This window comes from Desulfosudis oleivorans Hxd3, assembly GCF_000018405.1.
Taxonomy (GTDB): domain Bacteria; phylum Desulfobacterota; class Desulfobacteria; order Desulfobacterales; family Desulfosudaceae; genus Desulfosudis; species Desulfosudis oleivorans.
Window position 1 is genome coordinate 3,299,823 of record NC_009943.1, and the last position, 12,206, is coordinate 3,312,028.

The 12,206-nt window shown below is 54.9% G+C and carries 10 protein-coding genes and 1 tRNA gene; 8 read left to right on the forward strand and 3 right to left on the reverse strand.

All coding sequences use genetic code 11. The features are described from left to right. Positions 1-548 precede the first annotated feature (548 nt). A complete protein-coding gene (locus DOLE_RS14055) occupies positions 549-1,643 on the forward strand; it encodes a tyrosine-type recombinase/integrase (protein ID WP_012176148.1) in 1,095 nt (364 codons plus the stop codon). Between the two features lie 4 nt (positions 1,644-1,647). On the opposite strand, the gene DOLE_RS14060 is transcribed toward DOLE_RS14055, so the two are convergent. Then, positions 1,648-1,722: transfer RNA gene (locus DOLE_RS14060), tRNA-Glu, on the reverse strand. 114 nt (positions 1,723-1,836) lie between these two features. Beyond that, positions 1,837-3,369, reverse strand: a complete 1,533-nt coding sequence (locus DOLE_RS14065) for a YifB family Mg chelatase-like AAA ATPase (protein ID WP_012176149.1) — start codon at positions 3,367-3,369, stop codon at positions 1,837-1,839. A 260-nt stretch (positions 3,370-3,629) separates the two neighbouring features. On the opposite strand from DOLE_RS14065, the gene lpxC reads away from it, so the two are divergent. From lpxC to coaD, 6 genes are all read left to right on the forward strand, one after another. Beyond that, positions 3,630-4,523: a UDP-3-O-acyl-N-acetylglucosamine deacetylase gene (lpxC, locus tag DOLE_RS14070; RefSeq protein WP_012176150.1), complete on the forward strand. Its 894-nt coding sequence runs from the start codon at positions 3,630-3,632 to the stop codon at positions 4,521-4,523. A 257-nt stretch (positions 4,524-4,780) separates the two neighbouring features. Continuing rightward, complete coding sequence (locus DOLE_RS14075; RefSeq protein WP_012176151.1) at positions 4,781-5,353, forward strand: DUF4390 domain-containing protein; 573 nt, start codon at positions 4,781-4,783, stop codon at positions 5,351-5,353. Between the two features lie 61 nt (positions 5,354-5,414). After that, positions 5,415-7,664 (forward strand): sensor histidine kinase, encoded by a 2,250-nt coding sequence (locus DOLE_RS14080; protein WP_012176152.1) that lies wholly within the window; start codon positions 5,415-5,417, stop codon positions 7,662-7,664. Between the two features lie 31 nt (positions 7,665-7,695). Beyond that, positions 7,696-9,051: a sigma-54-dependent transcriptional regulator gene (locus DOLE_RS14085; protein ID WP_012176153.1), complete on the forward strand. Its 1,356-nt coding sequence runs from the start codon at positions 7,696-7,698 to the stop codon at positions 9,049-9,051. A 5-nt stretch (positions 9,052-9,056) separates the two neighbouring features. Beyond that, a complete protein-coding gene (rsmD, locus tag DOLE_RS14090; RefSeq protein WP_012176154.1) occupies positions 9,057-9,680 on the forward strand; it encodes a 16S rRNA (guanine(966)-N(2))-methyltransferase RsmD in 624 nt (207 codons plus the stop codon). 33 nt (positions 9,681-9,713) lie between these two features. Beyond that, the gene (gene coaD / locus DOLE_RS14095; protein ID WP_012176155.1) at positions 9,714-10,220 is read left to right on the forward strand and encodes a pantetheine-phosphate adenylyltransferase; all 507 of its coding nucleotides are present in this window, start codon (positions 9,714-9,716) and stop codon (positions 10,218-10,220) included. Here coaD and DOLE_RS14100 read toward each other — a convergent pair. After that, the gene (locus DOLE_RS14100) at positions 10,217-10,882 is read right to left on the reverse strand and encodes a protein-L-isoaspartate(D-aspartate) O-methyltransferase (protein WP_012176156.1); all 666 of its coding nucleotides are present in this window, start codon (positions 10,880-10,882) and stop codon (positions 10,217-10,219) included. The two genes, coaD and DOLE_RS14100, sit on opposite strands and share 4 nt — an antisense overlap. Before the next feature lie 223 nt (positions 10,883-11,105). Between DOLE_RS14100 and DOLE_RS14105 the strand changes: the two genes are divergently transcribed. Then, on the forward strand, positions 11,106-12,107 hold the full coding sequence (locus tag DOLE_RS14105; RefSeq protein ID WP_012176157.1) for a potassium channel family protein: 1,002 nt from the start codon (positions 11,106-11,108) through the stop codon (positions 12,105-12,107). Positions 12,108-12,206: the final 99 nt, after the last annotated feature.

The following is a 12,206-nucleotide window of genomic DNA, read 5'->3' on the forward strand; positions in this document are numbered from 1 at the left end:
TCATGTGTGTTCAAAGCCCTAAAGCATAAGTTATGGTGCCTCGAGAATGGCGCTGGATGGCCATGAAAACTATCGCGGCAACATCACTCATCGTCGGCTAAGTGTTTATTGGCCCACTTGCCGAAAGCATCTTATATCGTAGCGGCTATATCCAGCTACAACAGCTTGGCACCTGGGATTTGCCAGGGCCGGAGTTCGGGATGGATGAAATCCATATCGGATCTTGCCCGGTATGTTCATCATAACCGCCTTGCTGGTCAGCGTGGCATATGTTTAATGGTCTGTAATAATTTTGTTTTTTTCTAAAGAAGGACAAAGGCAAGCAATAAGATGCTTGTGCAATAGGACTTTACAAAGAAAAATATTAAATTTACATCTAATTTCAAATAGTTATTGATATAATGCCATGGAAAATGCTATATTAACAGTTGAGCAAGTCGCACAGGAGCTTTCTCTCAGAGAAGAGACGGTAAGGGCTCTGATGCGCAAAAATGAGTTACCTGCCACAAAAGTTGGGGGCTCATGGCGGACAACCAGGAGGGCACTGTATGAGCATCTGGAAAACAAAATGGGGGTACCGGGCCGAGTTCATGCATCGGGGAAAAAGGATTCTGGCAAAAGGGTTCTTCAAGTACAAGGACGAAGCCAGGCAGTGGATAAAAAAAGAGAAAGAAATAGCGAAGAACCGCCAGAGATATTCTTCCCCAGATAACCTGTCCCTGTGGTATCTGGCCCAAAAATATTTGGCTGACTGCAAACTGAATTATTCTCAAAAAACCTTTGACGAGAAGGAATTCTGTCTAACCCGCTTTTACAATGCTGTGGGTGATATTGATGTTACCGAAATTCAACCGTACACCATTTTAGACTTTATTAATGACCGGGCCATACAACAGAGCAATAATGCAGCGAATAAGGACAGAAAGAATCTAAAGGCATTCTATTCCTGGCTTCGTGACTACTATAATATTTTGTATGACCCTGTTGCTGTCGTTAGAAAGAAAAGCCATACCACTAAAACTCGACGAATTATACCTATTCAGGACATATTAAAAATCATTGAAGCCGCTGAAGGGCAGGACAGAGTAATGATTGAAGCATATTGGCACACAGGGGCGAGAAAAAGCGAGATATTCCGCTGGAAATGGGCTGAAGATATAAACTTTGAAGAAAGATGGGTGCGCCTTGGCACACGAAAAAGCAGAGACCGGGCTATGAGCTATGAAAAGCTGTGGATGAACGATGACCTCTACCAGCAGTTATCATGGCAGTGGGACAACAGGTTCCCAGACAGCCCTTACGTGTTCTGCAATCTGGATGAGCGAAGCGAACATTACGGCAAGCCCTATGTTTCCAGACAAAGATTTATTAAAGGCTTATGTAAAACAGCGGAGGTGCTTACCTTCAATTATCATGATCTGCGGCATACCGTAGCAAAGTATCTGAACGACCTTCAGAATGTGCCGTTAAAGAAAGTGCAACAGGTGCTTCGGCACCAGAAACAAACCACGACTGAAATATATGTGGCTGGAAATTACACGAACACCAGAGAGGTGATGAGTTTGCTGGAGATCAAGGAACTCAAAAAACATGAAAAAAATTCACTCAGTTTTTCACTCAGCGGCAAGCCAAAAGCAGCGTAAGTAGTGGTGATCCCAGGGGGAATCGAACCCCCGTTACCGGCGTGAGAGGCCGACGTCCTAACCGCTAGACGATGGGACCACATCTCATTCAGACCTTACATGAGTACCGGAATCACTGCTTTTTGTCAAACAGAAAATGGACGGGTTTGATGAAAAATGACTGATTTTTTCATGGCATTCCGGAAAACGCCGGTCACGCCGCAGCCGTCCGGTCCAGGTGCCGGCTTTGAATGGCCTCGGCCACATGTGCCTCGGAAATGTTTCCGCTCCCCTCAAGATCGGCAATGGTGCGCGCCACCTTCAAGATACGGCTATAGGCCCGGGCCGAGAATCCCAGCCGGTCGATGGCGGTCTCCAGCAGGCGGGCGGCGCCCGGCCCGGGAACGCAGTACTTTCGAATATGGCGGTTGGTCATCTGAGCGTTGCAGTAAATCCGGGTTTTTGCAAACCGCTGCCGCTGTACCCGGCGGGCCGTTGTCACCCGTTGCTGGATCACCGCTGAGGATTCAGCGGTGCCGGTTCCGGCAAAATCACGAAAGGCCACGGCCGGCACCTCCACGTGAATGTCGATGCGGTCCAGCAGGGGGCCGGATATGCGGGACCGGTACCGCTGCACCTGGGTGGCCGAGCAACGGCACTCGTGCCGGGGATCGCCCAGGTGACCGCAGGGGCAGGGATTCATGGCGGCCAGCAGCATGAAGGCCGACGGGTAAGTGATGGCGGCCGCGGCCCGGGAGATGGTGACCTGCTTGTCTTCCAGGGGCTGGCGCAGCATCTCCAGCACCGACTTTTTAAACTCCGGCAGTTCATCTAAAAACAGGACCCCGTTGTGGGCCAGGCTCACCTCGCCGGGTTTGGGATGGGAACCGCCGCCGATAAGACCGGCATCGGAAATGGTGTGATGAGGGGCGCGAAAAGGCCGGGCCGTCACCAGGGCCTGGTCTTTTTCCAGCCGGCCGGCCACGGAGAATATCTTGGTGGTCTCCAGAGACTCTTCTAAAGTCATGTCCGGCAGAATGGTGGGAAGGCGCCGGGCCAGCATGGTTTTTCCCGACCCCGGAGGGCCGGTCATGATCAGGTTGTGGCCCCCGGCCGCTGCAATCTCCAGTGCCCGCTTGGCCTGCTCCTGGCCCGCCACCTCGGAAAAATCATCGCTGGAGTGCCCGGCGGAGGTGAAAATTTTCGCCATGTCCACCTGTATCGGTGAAATAACCGAGGTGCCGCACAGAAAATTGGCGGCCTGGGACAGGTGCGCCACCGGGTAGACCGATATGCCGGAAACAACGGCGGCTTCCCGGCTGTTTTCCCCGGGCACGATGACGCCTTTATATCCCGCGTCCCTGGCGGCCATGGCCATGGGCAGCACCCCGGGCACCGGCTTTACCGCACCGCCCAGAGAGAGCTCTCCGGTAATCAGGTAATCGGCAAAAATCGCTTCCGGAACGATGCCGCCGGCCCCAAGGATTCCCAGGGCAATGGGAAGGTCAAAACCGGTTCCGGTTTTCTTAATGCCCGCCGGCGCCAGGTTCACCGTGATGTGATCGTAGGGAAACGAAAACCCGGAATTGACCATGGCCGCCTTGACCCGGTCCCGGCTCTCCTTCACCGACACCTCGGCAAGCCCCACGGTGGTAAAGTAAGGAAGTCCCCTGGCAATATTGACCTCCACCTCCACAATGCCCGCGTCAATGCCGGTAACGGCGCTGGAAAAAACCCTTGTTAACATGTCTGTGCAGTCTCTACCGCGTCGAGATCCTGTGGCATGGGAAACAACCCCAAGTAATAAAAACAATAAGCACTCTATTGATCGGCGTTCTTGTTTAAATACCAGAGAGATCGTGCATGAGCAATATTTTTTCACAATCGTTTGTCTCAACAAAACCCGGTTACCTCCCTGGGAATAGATTGACAAACCGGGTATGTTTGGGTATCGTGGCAGAAGCTGTATAAAATATTTTTCACTTAAAATGTAAAGGTTTATATATAATGTATCTTTTTCAGCGGACCGTGGCCAGCCCGGTTACCTGTACCGGGGTGGGGGTCCATTCGGGCAAGCCGGTTACGCTGGTGGTAAAACCGGCGCCCCCCAACCACGGCATCAAGTTTGTTCGCACCGATCTTCGAGATGCTCCCCGTATTCCCGCGCTCTTCAGAATGGTCACGGATACCAGCCTGGCCACCGTGCTGGGCAGCAACGGCGCCATCGTATCCACCGTGGAGCACCTGATGGCCTGCTTTTCGGGCATGGCCGTGGACAACGCCCTGGTGGAGGTGGACGCTTATGAACTGCCCATCATGGACGGCAGCGCCTTCCCCTTTGCAGATGCCGTGTCCCGGGTGGGATGCGTGGAACAGGAGGCCCGGCGCTGTTTTTTTATCATCAAAAAGCCCCTGGAAATAGAGGAAGACGACCGGTCCGTGAGCATATATCCGGCATCCGGCTATACCATCTCGGCCACTATCGAATATGACCACCCCCTGATCGGCACCCAGTCCCGCACCGTTGAGGTGAACACCGAAACCTTTATGAACGACATCAGCAAAGCCCGCACCTTCGGGTTTTATCATGAATACGAATACCTGAAGCAGCATGGCCTGGCCAGGGGGGGCTCTCTGGACAATACCGTAGTGCTGGATGGTTCGAGTATCCTGAACGAGGGGGGGCTGCGCTTTGATGATGAGTTTGTCCGGCACAAGATCCTGGACTGCATCGGCGATTTTTCTCTACTGGGCATGCCCCTGCTGGGCCGCATCGTTGCCTGTAAATCGGGGCACCTGTTTAATCACCGGCTCCTGGAGGCCCTGTTCGCGAACAAGGAGTGCTGGGAAACCGGCTTTCCGGAACTTCCGCAACCCGCGGCAAAAGCCCTTGCCTTTTAGAAAACCTTCATTATAGGATAGGCCAGTGTCCATCCATCGGTTATGAGGACACGAAAAAGGTTTCCAATCCAGAAATGAGAATTTTTTCACAAGATCAAGGAAAACAAGGGCTGACGCGGAGGCGTACTGTTGTACGCCGCACAAGGAAGCCCGCGGTTTGACGCAGAGATTGCGGAAAAAGGCCATTTATGGATGGAAACTAGGCAAGTCCGAATACTTCATGAGCCGTTCGGTAAACCCTAATCCTGGTAAATGATATGCATTCCATGTTTCGATTTTCCGGCCTGATGCTTTCGTGCATGCTTTTTGTGATGATCTGCCATACGCCCGCTCCGGCAGATGGCGCCCGCCTGTCCGAAATGTCCGTCACGCCCTCGGGAGACGTCCTTGTTTTTCAAACTACCGTGGCCGGCGCATTCAACGAAAAAATGGAGGCCGCCATCAAAAGCGGTGTGCCGGTCACTTTCACTTTCCTGATCCGGGCCGCCAGGGTCCGGCGCATGTGGTTCGACAAGGACGTGACCGAATTCCGTGTTACCCACACGATCAAATACGACAACCTGAAAGAGGAGTTTACCGTAAAGCGTTCCTGGGAAGGGGAAAAAACCCTGGTCACCAAATCGCTGGATCAGGCCCGGAACGCCATGGTCCGGATCGAGGGGCTGCCCCTTTGCAGCCTGAACGATCTTGAACGGGACACGGTTTACCGGGTCAGCGCCAAGGCAGAACTGGACAAGCTCACCCTGCCGCTTTACCTGCATTACGTGCTCTTCTTTGTCTCCTTCTGGGACGTGGAAACCGACTGGCATCATGTCGACTTTACTTATTAGCCTGAATACCTCATGAAATATCCGGGTTAAACCCCTGTTCATCCATGCGACATCCGCCGATATGATTAAAAAATTTTTCAAAGCGTTCCGGACCTTCATGTCCGGACTGGATGAGGAAGAACGCCGGCGCAGAAAGCGGGAAGGCATTCTGGCTGTTGTGCTGCTGGTGACAGTGGCCGTGCTTACCTACCTGGAAAGCCGCATCATCCAGTTCGGCGCCGACATTCCGATTTCCAACACGGTGTTGATGTTCGTCTTCATCAACATCAACCTGCTGCTGCTGATCCTGCTGATTTTTCTTGTTTTCAGGAACCTGGTCAAACTTTTCTACGACCGCAAGCAGAATGTCATGGGCGCCCGGCTGCGGACCCGGCTGGTGGTGGCGTTCATCTCCCTGACCCTGGTCCCCGCCATTGTGCTGTTCTTTTTTTCCATGAGCTTTATCACCACCAGTATCAAGTTCTGGTTCAACGTGCCCGTGGACCATGCCCTGGAGAACTCCCTGGCCGTGGGCAAGAACATGTATGCCCACATTGAGGACAGCAACCGATTTTTTCTGAAACGGGCCGCCTACCAGATCACCACCAACAATCTGCTGCGGCCCTATCGCACCGACGATCTCTCCCGGTATATCCAGATCGTTCAGCGGGAGTTTCACCTGAACACGGTGGAGGTCTACAATCCCGACGGGGAACGGATCACCTATGCCGTCTCTCCGGAAATTGAGACGGCCCCTTTCGGAACCTTATCAATAAACGATCTGCAAAAAACCGGCATGGAAACAGACACGGTTTTTTCCATCAGCCGGGATCTGCCCGCCGGTGAGCTGGTCAGCTCCATCTGCTCGATACCCTTTGGCCAGCCGAGGGAAAAGGCCGAAGCCTTTCTGGTGATCTCCATCCTGCTGCCCCCGGACCTGTCCGACAGCCTGACCGCCATTTCCAGGGGCATTGAAGAGTACCAGCAGATCAAGCTTCTCAAGGAGCCCATTCAGAGCACCTATTACATCGTTCTCTCCATCGTGGCGCTGCTGGTGGTCTTCTGTGCCGTGTGGTTCGGCTTTTACATCGCCAAGTCCCTCACCAATCCCATCATGGAGCTGGCCAAGGGCCTGGAGCGGGTCTCCGCCGGAGACCTGGCCTATACCATCGAACGCCTGGCCGATGATGAAATCGGCATGCTGGTCAGCTCGTTTAACAAAATGACCGGGGACCTGCGGGCCGGGCGGCAGCAGATCGAAGCGGCCACCCAGGCGCTGGAACGGCAGAAGGACGCGCTGGAAGAGAGCCGCCTCTATATGGAGATCGTTCTCAACAACATCTCCACCGGCGTCATCTCCATTGATGCCCACGGCACCATTACAACGATCAACAAGTCGGCCCGGAAAATGCTGTCCCTTTCCCACGAAAACGTGCTCAACCGTTACTATGCCAACGTATTGAAGGACCGGTACCTGAAACTTGCCGATGAGCGAATCGCCACCATTCGGGACGGCGGCCAGGACATGGTGGAACTGCCGCTGCGACTCACCATCAGCGGTACGCCCCGCAGCTTTATTATCTACTTAAACGCCCTGCGGCACGACAAGACCGGCCAGTACATGGGCATCGTGATGGTAATCGACGACCTCACCGAACTGGAAAAGGCACAGCGCATGGCGGCCTGGCGGGAGGTGGCCCGTCGCATCGCCCATGAGGTAAAAAACCCGCTGACCCCCATCTCCCTTTCGGCCCAGCGCCTGAAAAGAAAGTTCGGGCCCGACGCCGATGACCCGATCTTTGAAGAATGTATTCGCACCATTCTTGATTACGTGGATATCATTCGCAACCTGGTCAACGAGTTTGCCGCCTTTGCCAAGTTTCCATCGGCCAAGCTGGGGCCCTGCGACCTGGTGCAGACCATTCGGGAAACCGCCGACCTCTATACCGAGGAAGACAGCCCCGTCACATTCACCATTGACGCGCCCCCGGACCTGCCCCGGCTGAACCTGGACCGGCAGCAGATCAAACAGGCCCTGATCAACCTGATTGAAAACGCGATCACCGCCATGGAGGGGGCCGGGCGGATCACGATCACGGTGCGCCACGATCCCGCGGCCATGAAGGTGGTGCTGACCTTTGCCGATACCGGCAGAGGGCTTTCCGAGGCGGCGAAAAACAACCTTTTTGAACCCTATTTTTCAACCAAAAAATCGGGAATGGGGCTGGGCCTTGCCATTGTCAGCTCCATTATCGCGGACCACAACGGCACCATCAGCGCCCATGACAATAAGCCCAGAGGCGCTCGGTTTATCATCGAGCTGCCGGCATGAGACAGCCGGCCGGCCAAATGGAGAAAAGCGGATGTTTCCATCGGTTTTAATTGTAGATGACGAGCCTTCCATCCTTCAGTCCCTGGGCGGACTGCTGTCGGATGAAGGCTTTGAGATTCTCACCGCGTCAAACGGGTATGAGGCACTAAAGCTTATCGAAACCGCATCCCCGGACATTGTGCTGCTGGACATCTGGATGCCCGGCATCGACGGTATTGAGACCTTAAAGGAGATCAAGGCCGCCAGCCCCCATATTCCGGTGGTCATCATTACCGGCCACGGCACCATTGAGACCGCGGTCAATGCCACCAAGATCGGGGCCTTTGATTTTATTGAAAAACCCCTGTCCATTGACAAGGTCATCGTGGCCATTCACAACGCTTTGAACTTTCGCCGGCTGGAGGAGGAAAACCGGTACCTCAAGAAAAAGACGCTGAAAAAAAGTTCCATCGACGGCGCCAGCCCGGCGGTGGTTGCATTGAAACAGCAGATCGCTTCGGCCGCGCCTACGGATGCATGGATTCTGATCTCCGGGGAAAACGGCACCGGAAAGGAGATGGTGGCCCGCACCATTCACACCCTGAGCCCCCGGGGAGAACACCCCTTTGTGGACATCAACTGCGCGGCCATTCCGGAGACGTACCTGGAAAGCGAGCTGTTCGGCCATGAAAAGGGCGCGTTTGAGGCCGCAACCACAAAGTCGGTCGGCAAAATCGAACTGGCCAACAAGGGCACCCTGTTTTTAGACGAGATATCCAACATGGCGCCGGCCACCCAGGCAAAACTGGTGCGGGTGCTGCAGGAACAGAAATTCCAGCGCCTGGGCAGTTCCCGAACGGTATCGGTGAATGTGCGAGTGATTGCGGCAACGCATAAGGACCTGGAACTGGAAATCAGGGAGGGCCGCTTCCGGCAGGACCTTTTTTTTCTGCTCAACGTGATTCCCATCGAAGTGCCGCCCCTGCGGGACCGCAAGGAAGACATTCCCGTTCTTGCGGCCATCTTCCTGGAACAACATGCCCGGCAGAACAACACGGAGCCCAAACAACTTTCTGAAGATGCCCTGAACCTGCTGTGCGATTACGCGTGGCCCGGCAATGTACGGGAGCTTAAAAACCTGCTGGAGCGGCTGACCATCATGCTTCACAAGAAGACCATCGAAGCCGGCGACCTGCCCCGGCCTTACAACCCGGAAAAAACGCCGCCGGCCCTTCCCGTGGCCGAACTGTTCTCCCCCATTGATCTGAAGCAGGCCCGCACCCGTTTTGAAGAGGCCTATATCCGGTTTATCCTGCAGCAGAACGACGCGGACATCACCAGGACCGCCCTGGCCATTGGCGTGGACAAGGGGTACCTGCGCAAAAAAATCAAAAAGATGAAGTTGTAACAGCCATGGCGCTTACTGTTATCGGCGGCACATTAAAGGGCAGGCGGCTTTTTTCACCAACGGGCATGGCGATCCGGCCCACGTCAGGCCGGGTGCGGGAAGCCCTGTTCAATATTTTCATGCATGAAACTCCGGGTGCCACGGTGCTGGACCTGTTTGCCGGCACCGGGGCGCTGGCCATCGAGGCCCTGAGCCGGGGGGCCGCCCGGGCCGTGCTGATCGACAACACCCCCGCTGCTCTGGCGGTGATTCAAAAAAACATCCACGCGTGCGAACTTCAGTCCTCGGCCAGAGCCATTCGCCACGATGCCGCACAAAACCTTGCCTGCCTGCCATCCCTGGGCATGACCTTTGACCTGGTGTTCATGGACCCTCCCTATAAATCCGGCGCCATCGGTCAGGTCCTTGAAAACCTTCGCGTCAGCCAAACGCTGTTGCCCGGAGCATGGGTGGTGGCCGAGCACTCACGAAAAACAACAGCCGAGGCAGCCGCCTGTGACGGACGCGATTTTAGCCTGACAGACCAGCGCAAATACGGAAAAACGGTTGTCTCTTTTTTCCAATATATGGTAGAAACTCCCATGAACAGCGACACACCGCCCTTTCACCACACCCATGACGCCGGTTGACGCGGACAACCGGTTTGCACAAGGAGAGGCCCGATGAAAATCGCCATCTACCCGGGTTCCTTTGATCCGGTCACCAACGGTCACATCGACATCATTCAGCGGGGACGTCACCTGTTTGACAAAATCATCGTGTCGATTCTTCTCAATCCCGGGAAAAAAGCACTCTTCTCCCTTGATGAACGGCTGGACATGCTGACCGAAAGTCTGAAGGATATTGACGGTGTGGAGGTGGACTCTTTTGCCGGCCTGCTCATCGACTATGCCGAGCGGAAAAACGCGAAGGCCATTCTCCGGGGCATGCGGGCCGTATCCGACTTTGAGTACGAATTTCAGATGGCCCTGATGAACCGGCGGCTCAACCGGGATATTCAGACGGTGTTTTTGATGACCGGCATGCGGTGGATTTATACCAGCTCTTCCATTATCAAGGAGGCGGCCACCTTTGGCGGCGACATCAGCGGCATGGTGCCGGCGATCGTGGAAAAAAAGCTGGAAGAAAAGATCGGATACGTCGTCAACCACAAAAAGGCCGAGGACTAATTTTCTTTCCACCCATGTTCGCCGATTAGCTTGACAAACCGGCACCCGCCCAGATCGGTGGACCGAACCCCGGTTTTTTCCTTGACCAGCTTGATCAGGCTCTGCACGGACTCGGTTCCCACCGGCGCTACCAGCCGCCCGCCCACAGCCAGTTGATCCACCAGCACCGAAGGAATGTCCGGGGCACCGGCGGTGATGATAATCCGGTCAAAAGGGCTTTCCGCCTTCCACCCGGTGGTGCCGTCGGAGTACCGGGTGGCGATGTTGTAGTAACCCAGCCTGTCAAACAGGGCCCTTGCCCGAATGTAAAGGGAGTGTATCCGCTCAACGGTATAAACGCGGGACACGATGCGGGAGAGTATGGCCGCCTGATATCCCGATCCCGTGCCGATCTCCAGAACCCGATCGTTACCGGTGGGTTCCAGTGCCTGGGTCATTTCCGCCACGATATAGGGCTGGGAGATGGTCTGCTGCTCACCGATGGGAAGGGGAAAATCGCCGTAGGCCTGGTCCATCAGGGCCTCGCTGACAAACAGGTGCCTGGGCACCGTGCCCATGGCGCCCAGCACAAAAGGGTCGTTGATGCCGCGCCGCGCGATCTGGTTTTCCACCATCTGTTTGCGCCGGCGCACATATCTTATTTCTTCGTTTTCCATAACCATGCGGTTTAATAGCAAGGCCCCCTGAAGCCGTCAAGACAAAAAAGCGGTTGCGCGAGCCCCACAGCCGGAATATGATAGATATCACAACAGAACCGGTTGTGGGCCATCAAAAGGGGCGTGCCGGGGCCTGAACCGTTACGGCAACACTATTCCACGGTTCCCGGCATTTCAAAACTATCCATGGCAACCGGGCCATGAGCCATGAGGGGTAACGGACAGGGCATTGGGCAATACAAAAAACCTTTTTTCACTGATTCTGCTGTTTATCGTGGTGCTGATCGCCGGCACTTTCGGCTATGCCATCATAGAAGGATGGGATCTGCTTGATGCCTTTTACATGACCATGATCACGGTCACCACCGTGGGATACGGGGAGGTTCATGGCATGAGCCGGGCCGGCCGGGTCTTCACCATGGTGGTGATTTTCCTGGGTTACGGTCTATGCCTCTATGTGGCGGGGTCCGTGGTCCAGTTCATGGTGGATGGAAAGATTCGCGCAATTCTCGGGAGGCGGAAATTGGATTCAAAAATCAGACGGCTGAGAAACCACTATATTGTCTGCGGGTACGGCCGCATCGGCCGCGTACTGGCCGCTCACCTTCGGGAGAAGCCGATTGACATGGTGGCCATCGACGGGAATCCCGACCTGGTGCCGGCCATGGAGGCCGATAACGTGCTTTACATCTGTGCCAGCGCCATAGAGGAAGAGACCCTGATACAGGCCGGCATTAAACATGCGAAGGTGCTGATCGCGGCCCTGGCCACGGACACGGACAACGTGTTTCTCGTACTCACGGCCCGCCAGCTGAACCCCGACCTTTTTATTATGGCCCGGGCCAGCCATGAAGGGTCAAAATCCAAGCTAAGGGCCGCCGGCGCCGATAAGGTGGAATCCCCCTACGACATCGGGGCACACAACATGGCCATGCGGGTGCTGCGGCCAACGGTAACCAATTTCCTGGAGCTGGCACTGGCAAGGAAGAACAAGCATATTCAGATGGAAGAGATTCCGATTCGGCCCGGCTCCCGGTTCTGCGGCCTGGCCCTGAGCGAGTCAGGTATTCGGCAGGAGTTTGACCTGATTGTCATTGCCATTAAAAAATCAGATGCTTCCATGATTTTCAACCCCTCCTTTGACGCGAAAATTCACGCCAACGATACTGTTATCGTGGTGGGCAGCACGGAAAACCTGGAAAAATTCGGAAAAGCCGCCATGGCCGCATGACAAAAAAAAGCCTGCCGGTTTCAGTAGTGCCGATACCGACATTCAGACTCACTTGCGGGGAGGAACGCTGACCGGCGTCACCGATAGACAGAAAAGGAA